The sequence below is a fragment of the Veillonella sp. T34266-5 genome (assembly GCF_002959815.1).
Classification (GTDB): Bacteria; Bacillota; Negativicutes; order Veillonellales; family Veillonellaceae; genus Veillonella; species Veillonella atypica.
The window spans coordinates 122,690-139,079 of record NZ_PPCZ01000003.1; the positions used below are offsets into that span (position 1 = coordinate 122,690).

At 38.9% G+C, this 16,390-nt stretch carries 15 protein-coding genes; 2 read left to right on the forward strand and 13 right to left on the reverse strand.

Annotated features, from left to right (window positions below):
• Positions 1-31 precede the first annotated feature (31 nt).
• The 13 genes from cysK to VIHSUH07_RS01560 all read right to left on the reverse strand — a co-directional run bounded on the left by cysK (position 32) and on the right by VIHSUH07_RS01560 (position 12,535).
• Positions 32-967, reverse strand: coding sequence for a cysteine synthase A (cysK, locus tag VIHSUH07_RS01500; RefSeq protein ID WP_105083621.1), 936 nt, complete (start codon positions 965-967; stop codon positions 32-34).
• A 69-nt stretch (positions 968-1,036) separates the two neighbouring features.
• The gene (locus tag VIHSUH07_RS01505; RefSeq protein ID WP_005375570.1) at positions 1,037-1,486 is read right to left on the reverse strand and encodes an RrF2 family transcriptional regulator; all 450 of its coding nucleotides are present in this window, start codon (positions 1,484-1,486) and stop codon (positions 1,037-1,039) included.
• A 383-nt stretch (positions 1,487-1,869) separates the two neighbouring features.
• The gene (ahpC, locus tag VIHSUH07_RS01510) at positions 1,870-2,433 is read right to left on the reverse strand and encodes an alkyl hydroperoxide reductase subunit C (protein ID WP_005375602.1); all 564 of its coding nucleotides are present in this window, start codon (positions 2,431-2,433) and stop codon (positions 1,870-1,872) included.
• 182 nt (positions 2,434-2,615) lie between these two features.
• The gene (locus tag VIHSUH07_RS01515; RefSeq protein ID WP_005375584.1) at positions 2,616-2,831 is read right to left on the reverse strand and encodes a hypothetical protein; all 216 of its coding nucleotides are present in this window, start codon (positions 2,829-2,831) and stop codon (positions 2,616-2,618) included.
• Between the two features lie 9 nt (positions 2,832-2,840).
• Entirely contained in the window at positions 2,841-4,451 is a 1,611-nt protein-coding gene (locus VIHSUH07_RS01520) for a CTP synthase (RefSeq protein ID WP_009661514.1), read from the reverse strand.
• Positions 4,452-4,466: 15 nt separating this feature from the next.
• Positions 4,467-6,200, reverse strand: a complete 1,734-nt coding sequence (gene argS / locus VIHSUH07_RS01525) for an arginine--tRNA ligase (protein WP_105083622.1) — start codon at positions 6,198-6,200, stop codon at positions 4,467-4,469.
• Positions 6,166-6,624 carry a DUF1934 domain-containing protein gene (locus VIHSUH07_RS01530; RefSeq protein WP_005375605.1) on the reverse strand — a complete coding sequence of 153 codons (459 nt, stop codon included), beginning with the start codon at positions 6,622-6,624 and terminating at the stop codon, positions 6,166-6,168. Before VIHSUH07_RS01530 ends, argS begins: the two co-directional genes overlap by 35 nt.
• A gap of 76 nt (positions 6,625-6,700) precedes the next feature.
• On the reverse strand, positions 6,701-6,997 hold the full coding sequence (locus VIHSUH07_RS01535) for a GIY-YIG nuclease family protein (protein ID WP_233187787.1): 297 nt from the start codon (positions 6,995-6,997) through the stop codon (positions 6,701-6,703).
• Position 6,998: 1 nt separating this feature from the next.
• Positions 6,999-7,637, reverse strand: a complete 639-nt coding sequence (locus tag VIHSUH07_RS01540) for a peptidylprolyl isomerase (RefSeq protein WP_005384039.1) — start codon at positions 7,635-7,637, stop codon at positions 6,999-7,001.
• 157 nt (positions 7,638-7,794) lie between these two features.
• Positions 7,795-8,571 carry an HAD-IIB family hydrolase gene (locus VIHSUH07_RS01545; RefSeq protein WP_105083624.1) on the reverse strand — a complete coding sequence of 259 codons (777 nt, stop codon included), beginning with the start codon at positions 8,569-8,571 and terminating at the stop codon, positions 7,795-7,797.
• A gap of 64 nt (positions 8,572-8,635) precedes the next feature.
• Complete coding sequence (locus VIHSUH07_RS01550) at positions 8,636-8,875, reverse strand: DUF1653 domain-containing protein (RefSeq protein WP_005375614.1); 240 nt, start codon at positions 8,873-8,875, stop codon at positions 8,636-8,638.
• Positions 8,876-9,064: 189 nt separating this feature from the next.
• Complete coding sequence (gene brnQ, locus VIHSUH07_RS01555; RefSeq protein WP_105083625.1) at positions 9,065-10,399, reverse strand: branched-chain amino acid transport system II carrier protein; 1,335 nt, start codon at positions 10,397-10,399, stop codon at positions 9,065-9,067.
• Between the two features lie 99 nt (positions 10,400-10,498).
• Entirely contained in the window at positions 10,499-12,535 is a 2,037-nt protein-coding gene (locus VIHSUH07_RS01560; RefSeq protein ID WP_105083626.1) for a molybdopterin-dependent oxidoreductase, read from the reverse strand.
• Between the two features lie 594 nt (positions 12,536-13,129).
• Between VIHSUH07_RS01560 and VIHSUH07_RS01565 the strand changes: the two genes are divergently transcribed.
• Complete coding sequence (locus VIHSUH07_RS01565) at positions 13,130-14,269, forward strand: Ldh family oxidoreductase (RefSeq protein WP_105083627.1); 1,140 nt, start codon at positions 13,130-13,132, stop codon at positions 14,267-14,269.
• A gap of 297 nt (positions 14,270-14,566) precedes the next feature.
• On the forward strand, positions 14,567-16,204 hold the full coding sequence (locus tag VIHSUH07_RS01570) for an L-lactate permease (protein WP_105083628.1): 1,638 nt from the start codon (positions 14,567-14,569) through the stop codon (positions 16,202-16,204).
• Positions 16,205-16,390 lie beyond the last annotated feature (186 nt).

The following is a 16,390-nucleotide window of genomic DNA, read 5'->3' on the forward strand; positions in this document are numbered from 1 at the left end:
TTTATTACTAGTATTATATTTAAATGTTATATTAGTCTTCAGGGAATAAAGCAGTGGACAAGTAACGTTCACCTGTATCTGGAAGAATAACTACGATGTTCTTACCTTTGTTTTCAGGGCGTTTTGCCAATTCTGCAGCGGCCCACAATGCAGCACCGGAGGAAATACCTACCAAGATACCCTGTGTATGACCAAAGTCTTGTGCTGTTTTAAAAGCATCTTCGTTAGCAACTTGAATAACTTCATCATAAATTTTAGTATCCAATGTTTCAGGAATAAAACCTGCACCTAAACCTTGGATTTTATGAGGACCTGGTTTACCGTTAGATAATACAGCAGAGTCTTTAGGTTCTACAGCTACGATCTTAACATCAGGATTTTGTTCTTTCAAGAAACGACCTGTACCAGTTAATGTACCACCTGTACCAACACCAGCTACGAAGATATCTACAGCACCATCTGTGTCACCCCAGATTTCAGGGCCTGTGGTTTTATAGTGAATTGCAGGATTAGCTTGGTTTACGAATTGGCCTGCTTCTACAGCACCAGCAGTAGCTGTTACGATTTCTTTTGCCTTTGCAATCGCGCCTTTCATACCAAGTGCACCATCAGTTAACACGAGTTGTGCACCATAGCCAAGCATTAATTTACGGCGTTCGATAGACATTGTTTCAGGCATTACGATAACAACCTTATAACCAAGCGCAGCGCCTACAGCGGATAAACCAATACCTGTATTACCAGATGTAGCTTCTACGATAGTACCGCCTGGTTGTAATTCACCAGATGCAACAGCAGCTTGAATGATAGCAGCAGCGATACGATCCTTTACGGAACCACCTGGGTTAAAGTATTCAAGTTTAGCTAAAATATTAGCATCAGCACCTACGCTTTCACCAAAACGAGTAGCTGCCAACAATGGTGTTTTACCAATTAATTCAACAAAAGATTTTGCGATTTTAGACATAATCAACACTCCTTATATTCGGATATTATGGATACTATAAATGGTATGTAATATATAATTATGTGCCTCTTAAATAGAGCCATCCCAATTATCATATTTTGTATCTAGTTTTGCGTATGTACCATCGATAACGTCTTGTAAGGTCACACTTTCTAGATAATCGTGAATGTAATTTTGTAACCCCGCCCAGAATCCAACGGTTCGTTCATTAATGACATCATCCGTAGATACACCTTCATCTAGAGATGAAATAATAGCCATTGATTCCTCTGTAGCCATCAAAATTTCAATGATTGTATATTCACTAGGTTTTTTAGATAAACGATAGCCACCGTATTTACCACGAATGCTATCAACTAAACTGGCCGCTCCTAATCGAGCCACAATACCTTCTAAATATTTCTCAGATATGCCTTGTCGTTCTGCAACAGAACGTAATGACACTGGTTTTCCCTGACCTTGCTCAGCTAGATCGATGAGAACCATCAATGCATATCTTCCTTTTGTAGAAATTCTCATGTATACTGCCTTCCTTTTTAAAAGCTAGCTTCCCTTGAACAAACAGTTTATATACCTCCTATGCGAATGTATAAAACCTTGTACATCGCTAGGAATTAATTTCATTATAGAATACTAACTGTAAAAATGCAAGAGTTTATTTCCTACTTTGTCAAAAGGTTTTACGAATAACAGTATTTACCTATACAAAATGAATACACTGCGACAAAAAGACCAGCCCAAAGGCTGGTCTTTTTGCGTATAGTTTGTAGTTTGTTATATGAGGTTTACATTGGTGAATTGGAGAGTGTTTCACCATGTAATGGGGCTTACCGGTATCGTTGGAGATACGATCCGTGCCCAAATGTTGTCATTTGAAGAGGTTGTTGGTCTATCTAGTAGCCTTAGATTTTACCTACTAGGTCAAGACCTGGTGTTAATGTATCTTTACCTGGTTTCCAACGTGCAGGGCACACTTGATCGCCATGTTTAGCTACAAATTGAGCAGCTTGTACTTTACGAACAAGTTCTTCTGCAGAACGGCCAATACCCATATCGTGAATTTCCGCTGTGCGGATAATGCCTTCTGGGTCAATTACGAATGTACCGCGGTATGCCATAGCAGATTCAGGATCGAATACATCGAAGAAATCAGCTAATTCGTGTTTCTTATCAGCCAACATGTAGTATTCAATTTTGTTGATGCTTGGAGAAGCATCAGACCATGCTTTATGAACATATTCAGAATCAGTGGATACGGAGTAAACTTCGCAACCCAATTCTTTTAACTCTGCATAGGATTCTTGTACGTCTTCTAATTCAGTAGGGCATACAAATGTAAAATCTGCTGGATAGAATACGAATACAGACCATTTACCTAATACGTCTGCAGTGCTTACTTTTACCAATTCAGGTTTCTTGAAAGCATCAAGTGTAAATTCAGGGAGTTTCTTACCAATAATAGACATTGTGTCCTCCTTTATATTTCTAAATAACGATTGCTATATGTTTTTAATGTACTTACATCAAATCTATATCTATCTTTGTCTATATAATAACACTAATCATTTAAAATATCAAGTGTTATTTTTAAATATATCGATATATTTTTGCAAGTTTTTTCGATACAGAAAAAAAAGAAGGAAGATACTCATTTCTGAGTATCTTCCTTCTTTTTACGTACCACAACAGACTTACTACTCACAGTAGAATAATCAAACGCGATTAATCCTGCTAAATTAGCGAGCCCACGCCGTGCCATATGGCCAGTTGTAGATTGTTTTTTCCCCGATTTACCATATACGAACTGCTCTAGTTTGAGTGCAGCTAATATAAATAAACCTATAATAGATAAAATGGATCCCATTTCTATTCTCTATTTTTTAAGTTCCAAAATCGCATCTACAAATCCACGGAATAATGGATGTGCATTATTAGGTCGAGATTTTAATTCTGGATGCGCTTGTGTACCTACGAAGAATGGATGACCCTTAACTTCGATGCTTTCAACAAGACGACCATCTGGAGATGTACCAGAAATAACAAGGCCGGCATCACTCAATTGTTGACGATATTCATTGTTGAATTCATAACGATGACGATGACGTTCGTATACAAGGTCTTCGCCATATACTTCGCGCGCTTTTGTACCGGCTTCTAATTTACATGGATAGATGCCAAGGCGCATTGTGCCACCTTTTTTATCTACATCCACTTGATCACTCATCAAGTCGATAACTTTATATTTTGCATCTTCATCAAATTCGCTAGATGTAGCACCTTCCATGGCACATACATTACGAGCAAATTCCATTACAGCAGATTGCATGCCAAGGCATAAACCGAGGAATGGAACTTTGTTTTCACGAGCATAATTGATAGTACGGATTTTTCCTTCTACGCCACGGGAACCAAAGCCACCAGGAACAACGATACCATCAATGCCCTCAAATACTTCTTTAGGATCTACAGAAATATCGTCAAGTTCTTCGGAATCAATCCAACGAATGTTCACCTTAGTATCAGTCTCGATACCAGCATGGCTCAATGCTTCTGCTACAGAAAGATACGCATCGTGCAAAGCTACATATTTACCTACGATAGCTACTGTAATATCTTTGCTAGGATTCAAAATTTTATGAACCATTTCTTTCCATGCAGTCATATCGCAAGGACGTTCTTCAAGGCCCAATTTCTTAATGACAATATCATCAAGCCCTTGATCTTGCATCATCAATGGTACTTCATAGATGGAATCACACGTTTGGTTTTCAATTACGGCTGCTGGTTCTACATCGCAGAACAATGCCAACTTTTCCTTCATTTCGTCGGAAATATGTTTTTCACTGCGGCATACCAAAATATCTGGTTGAATACCAATACCGCGCAATTCTTTTACGCTATGTTGGGTAGGTTTTGTTTTTAATTCACCTGCTGCGTTGATATATGGTACTAATGTAACGTGAATATACAATACATCGTTACGACCTACATCTTTTTTGACTTGGCGAATTGCTTCCATAAATGGCAAGCTTTCAATATCGCCGACAGTACCACCGATTTCAGTGATAACTACATCAGCATTATCTTCTTTACCTACGCGGTATACATTTTGTTTAATTTCATTTGTAACGTGAGGAATAACTTGTACAGTGCTACCTAAATAGTCACCCTTACGTTCTTTATTGATAACGGACCAATATACTTTACCAGCAGTAATATTGGAACGCTTGCTAAGATTAATATCGATAAAGCGTTCATAGTGACCCAAGTCCAAGTCTGTTTCAGCACCATCATCGGTTACAAATACTTCGCCATGTTGGTAAGGACTCATTGTACCAGGATCGATATTGATATATGGGTCAAATTTTTGAATAGTTACATTAAAACCGCGGTTTTTCAATAATCGGCCCAAAGATGCAGCTGTAATCCCTTTTCCCAAGGAAGAAACTACGCCGCCTGTTACGAAAATATACTTAGTTGCCATGATGCCTCCCACCTACTACATTTTTTCCGGAGCGGAAATACCTAAAATACCCAAGCCTTGACGAAGTACAAGAGCAATCGCTGTGATTAACCCAAGACGAGCTTGTTGCAATGATGGATCTACGCCAATGATACGACCTTGACGATAGAAGGAGTGGAACATACTTGCCAAATCGTATAAGTAACGAGCAATACGATGAGGTGCACGATGTTCGGCAGATTGAACAACCTCTTCTGGATATTCAGCTAATTTCTTAATTAATTCTAATTCCATTTCACTTGTAAGCGTTGTGAAATCAGTCTCACTATAATCACCAAATGCAATGCCTGCTTCACGCACTTGATTATAAATACTGTGAATACGAGCATGAGCATATTGGATATAATACACAGGATTATCATTGCTACGGGATTTTGCCAAGTTAATATCGAAATCAAGTTGACTATCTAGAGAACGCATCAAGAAGAAGTAACGAGATGCATCTACGCCAACCTCTTCAATCAATTCATCTAATGTAACGCTATCGCCACTACGTTTAGATAATTTAACGAGTTGTCCATCGCGGAATAACGCTACCATTTGTAACAACAATACTGTTAGTTTATCTGGGTCATAACCAAAGGCTGCCATAGCCGCTTTTACACGACACACATAACCATGATGGTCAGCGCCCCAAATATCGATCATTTCTTTAAAGCCACGATCATATTTATTGCGATGGTATGCAATATCTGCTGCCAAATACGTAGGCACACCATTGTCACGGATGACTACGCGGTCTTTATCATCGCCATAATCAGTGGATTTCAACCACAAAGCGCCATTCTTTTCATACACCTTGCCAAGAGCTTTCAAAGCCTCTACGGAGTGATGAATTTCATCAGTTTCATGAACCGTACGTTCAGAGAACCAATTATCGAAAGTAACACGGAAATTGCTTAATGTTTCCTTTAAGCGAGCTAATTTTTCTTTTAAGCCCTCTTCTTTAAACAATGCTACACGATCAGCTTCGTTCATAGCATTTAATGTATCGAAGCCTTCGCGTTCTGCAATAGCTTTTGCAGTCTCGATAATATCAGGACCACGGTAGCCATTTTCAGGGAACACGAGAGCCCCCTCTGGAATATCGAATTCAGGCATGGAACCATCTTCGTTGCGCTTAGGTGGGAACACTAATGTAGCACCTTGCAACTCTTGGAAACGGTACTCAATGGAGATAGCCATATTATCGATTTGGTTACCTGCATCATTGATGTAGTACTCGGATTGTACATTGTAACCTGCTGCACGTAACAAGTTTACAAGTGCACTTCCATACGCAGCACCACGACCATGACCGACATGTAACGGCCCTGTTGGGTTCGCACTTACGTACTCTACTTGAATCGTATCGCGTGCACGCAATGGTTGCACACCGTATTGATCACCAGCATTCAAGATAGCTTTCAAGGTATCATACACCATATCGGATTTTAAGAAGAAGTTGATAAAACCTGCACCAGCTACTTCAGCACGTTCAAGCCAATCAAAATCCATATGACTAATTAATGTCTCTGCAATAGCACGAGGGTTTTGACGAGCCACACGAGCGGATTGCATAGCAATGTTCGTAGAAAAATCGCCGAATTCCTTTTGAGGTGGCACTTCTAGAACGATTTCTGGATATTCCCCAGCTGGCAAACCACCACTATTAATCGTTTCTTGTAATGCCTGTTCAATCCCCGATTTCAGGATTTCCTTCATGTCCATGCTCTGTATCCTCCCGCACGTCTATATCTAACTGATTATAAAATTGCCACTCACCTTCTATGGAAATATCATATCCGAGATGAACACGACCTGTTCCATTGTGAAAGTCTACTGTTAATTCATGTGTTTTTACGGCCATGTGAAGATCGCCTAATGGCGTTTCATATGTGGACTGGCGTTCCTCACCGCGAATGTATTGATGTCGCATATTCACAGCACCAGTACGCAAAAGAACAATGGAATCTTCGTAAATCTTGATGGTCGTCTTAACCCCTTCAAGACCTGTTACGCTCGATTCTTCATAGCGAATATATTGGACTCCGTTCTTTTCATGTGAAGTACCTGGAGAAATTAATTCCACCACGGTATCCTGCCCATCTATGTCTCGTTGTACACTTTTTACGGATACTAGAACCCGCTTCATGTTTTTCTCCTCCATGGTCATAACATATCAATATATTATAGCACAAACAAGGGTCGTTTTGAATGTTTTGTACACTCTATTTCAATAGATTTATACGTTCTTTTTCTCTATCCTCACACGACGCTATGAGCTGTAATTTTTGCGCCCTATTGAGATGTTTAATAGCATATTCTCGCGACTGTGCTTCTTGTTTACTTTGAAAGCTTTCATGATAAACCAAATACACTGGTCTACGACACTTCGTATACTTAGCCCCACCTTTTATAACGCCATTATGAGCATCCAACCGTTTTTTTAAATCCGTTGTCCAACCACAATACAAGCTTTCATCAGCACATCGCACAATATACGTAAAAAATTGTTCCTGATCCATCTTATTTACTAGCGTCATCCTTAATTGGTTCAATGGTAATCGAATTAATAGTCACCGGATCAACAGGCTTATCATTTTTATCTGTTTTCACCTTACCAATTTTTTCAACCACATCCATACCTTGTACAACTATACCAAAAATGGTGTGTTTATTATCGAGATGAGGCGTAGGTCCCAAGGTAATAAAGAACTGAGAACCACCTGTATTCGGCCCACGATTTGCCATGGCAAGAATCCCCATTTTATTAAAATGAAGGTCATTAGAAAATTCATCTGGAATCTCATAACCAGGGCCACCTGCACCTGTGCCTGTTGGGTCGCCACCTTGAATCATAAATCCATCGATAACACGATGGAACGTAACGCCATTATAAAATCCTTTTTTTACAAGGTAGTCAAAGTTTTTAACGGTAATAGGCGCTTTAGAGCCATATAAACGAATTTTAATTTGTCCATAATTTGTATCAAAAACAGCATATTCATCTGCAATTGGAGCATTTGTAAAATTAGGCATCTTATTAACCGTTTCAGCTTGTGCAACAGGTGTAATCGTTTTATCTGCACTATTATTGCCACATGCTGCGGTTACTACCATCATGCCCCCCAATAGAGCACAACCTAATATTCTTTTAACATTCATGATAATCCCTCACAAAATATAGAATTTCCCCAAATTATATATACATAGAAAAACCGCTCAACCCATGAGCGGCTCCTTATTAGTATATCATGTTTTCACTATGAATTTCTTTAAAATTCTATAAAAATTTATAATCTAAATGGTCTTATGCCAACGATTAATCAATCCATCCGAAATGCTTACATGCATTGTAAATACCATCCTTATCACAGTCAGTTGTAACGTAATCAGCCTCTAATTTAAGCTCCGGACGAGCATTTCCCATGGCAATGTTTAACCACTCCGGTCTAAACATAGACAAATCATTATAGCCATCACCAAAAACGACAACTTGATTTGGTTTCATATGGAAATGCTCAATCATATTACGAACACCCAGTGCTTTTTCCATCGGTTCATACAAGACACAACCTTCGCCATAGCGGATAAGTTTGTGCGTCATATGCTCGATATCCTTTTCCTCTTCTTCGCCATCCTTAAAGAATACATAGATTTTATAAAAATCTTCTACACTGTGAAAGTCAAACTCTGGATCTACTACAGTTTTAAACACATCCCAATCAGGATGCCATTCCAATATTTCTTTATAAGGAGTAATGCGCCCCAATTTATTGCGGTCTGTTACAGCCCATGGAATATGCTTTGACTCAAGATATTCTAAATATTGAATACACATATCTCGATTCATGCCAATCATGGATACCAAATTTCCATCAATGGTGATACTATGACCTCCATCAGCAACTACATTCGTAATTCTAGCTTGCTCGGCAAAACGCATAGCATCGACTTGTATTCTACCTGTTGCAATCGATACTAAATGGCCACGCCGTTGCAATTCATCTATACAATACTGAGCACTATTTGGAATTTTTCCTTCAGGCCATACAGCCAATGTGTTATCGATATCAAAAAAGAAAAATTTTTGTTCCACAAGTCCTCCTATCTATCGCTATATACGAGTTCATATACAAACTATAAACTCTACCCGGTAAGCACTATTCATCTCGTCCACTCATTAATTGAAAGCGTTTTTGTTGTTTCACATCAGGATATTTATCTCGATCTACATCGCTACAAAACATGTCTAAGGGACGTACATACAAATCGCGGTCATCATATAATTTTTGATATACCACCAATTTTTCACCCGTTTCAGAATGTGTAGCCACATCTAACACGTAATAATACATACCTTTAAAATGACGATACAAACCACCTTTTACGATTTCGTTCATAACTACCTCGGCTTACTAAAAACGATCTTTCATTTCTTATTAAACATTATACTAGGAAATACTATTTGAAAAAAGATTTTTATCACTATAAACAAAACACTCGCATCCCCCCTTTTCTTTTACTGTAATCCTTCTAAGAAGGACTGAGCCAATAGAGTATAAAAGGAGAATGCGAGTAACATTCTACATTTATTTAGTTGTATCTGAAACCAAGCCCTTATGAATAAGACCTATGATAAAGCCAAGGATTGCAAAACTTACCCAGCCCATACCAATACCTTGGAACGGAATATATTGGGTAAACAAACCTTCGATGGCATCAGGTGCCCAACCAGCAGTTTCAAGACCGCTCATTAAGGCAGAAATCATGGTCAATCCAATAGTCCAACCATATACGCAACGACGACCGCCAAAAATAGTATCACTTAAGGCTAACAAGATAATAACAATCGTCAACGGGTACAATAACATCAACACTGGAATAGCTGCACTAATGATTGTTTTCAATCCGAACAGCCCAAGTGCAAATGCAGCCACAGAGAATATGACAACATACATTTTATAGCTAATTTTGCTATATAGTTTGTGGAAATATGTACTACAAGAAGTAATAAGACCAATACTTGTACTCAAGCAAGCTAATAGAACGATGATAGCCAAAATAATTTGACCAGTTTCCCCAAAGAGGAAGTCCGCACTAGCTGTTAACACCGGTGCACCTGTATCAAACAAGCCAAATCGCTCTACGCTTGTAGCGCCGATGTTCGCAATGAATATATACACAATGCCGAGTAATGCTACCGCAATAGCACCAACCTCCATCACAGTTTTCGTAATAACATCGCGAGATGTGGCACCTGTAAGGCGTACAAAATCAATTACAAGAATAGCGAATACCACAGAAGCTAAAGCATCCATTGTATTATAGCCATCGAGGAAGCCTTGCAATACGGCTGTACCATTAGTCGCGTAAGCTGGTTGAGGCACCGCGTATGCCCCAATCGGTGTAACAAAAGATTTGATAATCAATAGCAAAATTACAAGTAATAATGCAGGTGTCAAAATATTGCCAATACGATTAACAAGCTTTTGAGGACTAATCGATAGCCACAAAGAAACGCCAAAGAATATAGCAAGGAACAGTGGTTGCATATCCAAAGTCATGCCTTGTAAAAATGGCTTGATCGCAATTTCATACGCAACGGTACCCGTTCTTGGTGTCGCAAACATAGGACCAATACTTAAATATAAGGCCACTGTATAAATAAGACCATATATAGGATGCGCACGACCTGCTAGTTCCTCAACGTCTTTACATCCGGAATAGCCCATGGCCATAACGCCAAGTAACGGTAATCCTACGCCAGTTAATACAAAACCAGCTAATGCCCATCCTACATTAGACCCTGCGTGTTGACCTAATGCGGCCGGGAAAATAAGATTTCCCGCACCAAAGAATAGGGCGAATAACATCATGCCTATGGCTAAATAGGCGCGCAGTGATAGATTTTCTTTTCCATCCATAAGGTTATCTCCCTTCGTACTACACTATCATATTAGATAACATTATATATGATATGGCACTCCGGTTCAACAGTAAAATCGAATTATATCGAACTTTCATTACACCTTACGAATATTAACTTGTACGTCATAGAATGTACTCCCCCACGCTTCATCAGTCGGTCTAGATGCAGTTACAGCATTGATTCCTACCTTAGCGTCACTGGACTGAGATTGCCACCATACACCAAGGGTCACAAGTGTACCTCGTTGTACCGTATCATCTAGATATACTTTAATACGAACAGCCCCTCGATTATTATAAATTTCCACAGCATCACTATTATTAATGTTATATAATGCAGCATCATCTGGATGCATTCGTAGCTTCATCAATTCAGAATCATCAAATTCCAGTTCACAAAAACTAGAATCTAATATACGTATATCATTACCGATAATCAACCAGAATGGTTCATCATCACCATAAGGTTCTGTATAGGTAATCAACGGAATAGATTCTCGAGGATTTAAGATTTCGATCTTGCCTGACGGCGTTTTAAAATCCATCTTATAATTGTCTGGCAATGCTACTTCAACCAAGTCACCACGTAAAATGGCATCTTGTTCGTCTTGTGAAAGTTTAGATGAATTGCGAACCATATGCTCAATTAGTTCTCGTTCTGTCATGGCAAAGAAAGGATCATCTAAGCCCATACGCTGAGCAAGTTCCGAAATAACTTGCCAATTAGATTTCGATTCACCAACCGGAGGAATAGCTTGGTAACTAGCCGCAATTGTATAGTGTCCGTAAGAGTTAAAAATATCATTGGATTCAGCAGAGCTCGTGGCTGGTAAGATAATATCTGCATATGCACATGTATCTGTAAAGAAGCGTTCATGCACAACTGTAAATAAATCATCTCTCATAAGACCTTGTCTAACGAGATTTTGATTTGGTGCTGTTATAGCTGGATTTGATGAAAAGATATATAGACTGTGAACGGGCACCCCACCACTAGTATCCTCTAATCCATGCTCTAGAAGCGCTTTAGGATTTGTCAACAAATCCCCTAATAATATCATCGGCATCATCCGTTTAGACGGCGTTAGTGTATTAGGTTGTTGCATAAATGATTTATTAAAATATTGGCTACTACTAGAACTAGATAATAAGCCACCACCTAAATGTTGCCATGCACCTACCACAGCCGGGAGGGCATTGATACACCGGCAACTCATTGCTCCATTACCATAGCGGGATACACCACTACCAAGACGGATAAATGGAGCCTTTGCTTTTGCATAGGCATGAGCTAGTTCTTCTATGATTTCAACCGGTACACCACATATAGAGGAAACATATTCTGGAGTAAATTTAGGCAATACATCTCGTACTAGCTCATCATAACCTTGCACATATGCTTGAATAAATGTAGTATCCTCAAGACCATCCCGATGTATGATATGCATCATACCAAGTGCTAATGCACCATCAGAACCGGGTTTTACATACACATGATGTGTGCCTTGATCATAAGTATATGTTTTATGGGTATCTATAATCCATACAAAAGCGCCGTTTCGTTTTGCCACATTCACATCGTGTAATATATGTATATCTGTAGCCGTCGCATTAAGGCTCCATAATATAATCAAATCACTATGTTGTGCTTCTTGTGGTTTGATAGCTACTGTGTCTCCATAAACAGACTTAAATGCTGCTTGTTTCGCAGGAGAACAAATCCCTCTGTCTTGACTAGTAGCGCCAATACAACGGAAGAAATAATCCGCTGCAGGACTATTTACAGCCCCCATGGTCCCCGCATAGGAATAGCGAAGAATACTTTCACTACCATAGGTATTAATAGTATGTTTGAAGTTTTCTACAATTCTGTCTAAGGCCTCGTCCCACGAAATAGGTGTAAATTGATCTGGACCAATACCTTTTTTACCAATTCGTTGTAATGGTGTCGTCAAACGTTTAGGCGAATGAATAACACGCTCATAATGAGCCATCTTAGGGCATAATGTACCTCGTGTGAAAGCGTGCTCTCTATTACCACGGACTTTTATTACTTTATTGTCATCAACTGTAAGTATAAGCCCACAAGCATCTGGGCAATCATAAGGACATACGCTCTTATATTCTTTCATATAAGCACCTCGCTTATCATCATATTTATATCAGTAATTTTATATGTATAATTATAGTATCATACATACACCACTATATCTGTAATAAAATTAACGAATATCGATATTTTTCAAACTTCGTATCAATGAATACATTGTATATCAATGCATATAGCAAAATCACTTATCAAAATAAGTGTGTGGCGTTATAACTTTTATTAATGTGTACCATGTAGATACACAATAAATATCGATACTTTTCAGTATTTATTTATAGTTTCTCCCCTACAATACAAACAGATAAGCAACGCATAAAAGTACCATTTTTTACGTTCAGGAATGTATCTATTACTAAAAGTCATAATTTATAATTTCAAGGTATTATCGATTATTTCAGTGATTTTTATTAACCTGTGTGATAAATTTCACGTAAGTTATGCAAATTATGTAATGCATTAAGTTATGTAAAACTATTCAATAACTCAACTTTGTGTGCTATACTGACATTGTCATTTGAGAGGATATAGAACTCACCGGACATCATATCACATTCATTGATATAACGGAGTGGAGTCAACTATATCAGGTCATATTTTCTGAAAAGAGGTTTTAACAATGGCAGAAGCTAAAAACACTGTACTTTTCCCTTATGAAACACTTCACAAACTTTGCATGGACGCTTTCCAAAAATTCGGTTTTTCCGAAAAAGAAGCTGACATCATTCAAGACGTACTTTTGACTTCCGACTTATTCGGTATTCAAAGCCATGGTATGCAACGTATGGTACGTTACCACAAAGGTATCTCCAACGGCTTGATTAAAATCGATGCAAAACCTGAAATCGTAAAAGAAACTCCAATCTCCGCAGTTATCGACGGTCATGACGGCATGGGCCAATTATTGGGCCACAAAGCTATGGAAATGGCTATCGAAAAAGCTAAAAAATCCGGTGTTGGTATCGTATCCGTACGTAACTCCAACCACTATGGTATCGCTGGTTACTATGCTAAAATGGCATCCGACCAAGGCTTAATCGGTTTCTCTTGTACAAACTCCGAAGCAATCATGGTTCCTGTATATGCTCGTAAAGCTATGCTTGGTTCCAACCCTATCGCTTGGACTGTACCAGCTGATCCTGTTGACTTCTTCTTCGATTGCTCCACTACAGTAGTAACTCGTGGTAAACTTGAAATGTACAACAAAATGGGCAAAGCTACTCCAGATGGCTGGGCTGTTAACAAAGACGGCGTTCCTTCCACTGACGCAGCTGAAGTATTGGGCAACATTTCCCGTCATGAAGGCGGCGGTATCCTTCCTTTAGGTGGTGCTACAGAAGTTCTTGGCGGCCACAAAGGTTATGGTAACGGCATGATTGCTGAATTGTTCTCCTCCATCCTTTCCCAAGGTGGTACTTCCAATAAATGTATGGTTGGTGGCAAATCCAATATTTGCCACGGCTTCATGGCTATCAACCCTGAATTCTTCGGTGACCCAGCTGAAATCAAAAAACACTTCTCTCAATTCTTACAAGAATTACGTGAAGCTCCTAAAGCTCAAGGTCAAGACCGCATCTATACTCATGGCGAAAAAGAACATGAATCTGTTGCTAGAGTTAAAGCTGAAGGCATCCCTGTACTTAACGGTACAATGCTTGAAGTTCAAGATCTTTGCAATGAATTAGGTTTAGACTTCAAATCCTACTTCGGCGATTATGTACCAGAAGCTCCTGCTACAATGTTCAAAGGTAACTACTAATATCTAATTAGTGTTGGCCCTAACACGGACATGTAGTTAGTACAGAGGGGGACATAAACACTGTTTATGTCCCCTCTCTTATATTTTTTTAACCTCATAGGCTATGAGGTTAAAAAATTTTAAGAGATATATCACTTTTTCTGATAAGTATATCTGTTATTTTATTGTAATCTTTTATTATTACTGAACTTTTACAACTTAATATAATAGCGATTTACTTATCAATTAAATTGATTATTGCTACATCGTCCTGTTAAGCATATATTTTTATTTTTCTTGAAAGGATGATATTTAGAAATGAGTGCTTTCACCGTTCTATTAGCGCTAGCTCCAATCATTTGGTTGATCGTAGCGTTATCCATCTTGAAATTACCTGCATGGCAAGCAACAAGTGTTGCTGCAATTGGTTCTTTCATCATCGCTATTACAGCATTCCAATCCGACCCATTTATTATGGTCACTGGTGCCCTTGAAGGTGCCGCATTGGCAATTTGGCCTATCCTATTAGTTATTACAGCGGCTATCTTCGTTTACAACTTGGTAGTACATACGAAAGCTATGGAAACTATTAAAACCATGCTTTCCTCTGTAACATCTGATACTCGTGTACTTGCATTACTACTTGCATGGGGCTTCGGTGCTTTCATGGAAGGTATGGCTGGCTTTGGTACAGCCGTTGCAATCCCAGCAGCTATGATGGTTGCCGTAGGTTTCGACCCACTAAAATCTATCATCGCATGTCTCGTTGCAAACTCCGTACCAACAACATTTGGCTCCATCGGTATTCCAACAACTACATTGGCATCCTTAACAAATCTTGATCCTAGCCATTTAGGTACATTCATTTCCGTACAATTATTCTTACTTAACCTTATCGCTCCTTTCTTCGTAGTTATGATTATCGGTGGCGGTATCAAAGCGTTAAAAGGCGTATTCCTTGTAACATTACTTTCCGGTTTAGCATTAGCTATTCCTGAAATCGTAATCAATGCCGTAATGGGTCCTGAATTATCCGTAATTTCTGCATCCATCGTAATCATGGCAGTGATCATTGCTTGTGCAAAAATTATGCCTCCTAATGATCCTCAATACGCAGTTAAACAAACTGGCGAAGTTCCTAAAGTTTCTGGTGGCGAAGGCCTTGTGGCTGCAATGCCATTCATCTTAATCTTCGTATTATTGTTATTAACTTCTAAATTGTTCCCAGCAATCAATGGTCCTCTTGCATCCATTAAAACATCTGTACCTATTTACCAAGGTACTGGTGCAAAACCTTACACATTCGTATGGATTGCAACACCTGGTATCATGATTTTCATCGCTGGTATCGTTGGTGGTTTCATCCAAAAAGCAAAAGCTGGTGAAATCTTCGGTACATTAGGTTCCACAGTTAAAAACTTGAAGTTCACATACCTTACAATCATCACAGTTGTTATGACTGCTAAATTGATGACATACTCCGGTATGACTGCAGACATCGCGAAAGCAATGGTTGCAGGTACAGGTTCCTTGTATCCTCTATTCGCTCCTATCGTAGGTGCATTGGGTGCGTTCTTAACAGGTTCCGGTACCAACTCCAACGTATTGTTTGGACCACTTCAAATCGCAGCAGCTCAAGGCTTAAACCCTGTTGGTTATGAAGATCTTGGCTTCTGGTTAGCAGCTGTTAACTCCGGTGCAGCTGGTATCGGCAAAATGTTGTCCCCACAATCCATCGCAATTTCTATTGGTGCCGTAGGTCCTGCTTTGAAAGCATACTTAGAAAACCACAAAGAAATCAATGCGGAAGAAGCTCACAACTTAGAACATGAAATTGAAGCAAGTGTTATCATGAACAGCGCGTTCAAATACTTCATTATCTTCATTATCATGCATGGTTGTATCTCCTTCTTCGGTCAACATTTCATCCATGAAATTCACCACATGTTCTTCTAAGAATTGGTAACATAAAAGAACAGCTCATTCGTGAGCTGTTCTTTTTATTTTCAAATGCTAATAAGCAATATCCCTGTTACTCATACATAAATCTATAGCTTTTTCTTATTAATCATGTTACAATACACCTTGTTAAATAGATAAAATTAAATGCAGTCTGCGAAGTGCGATTCGCAGACTTTTATT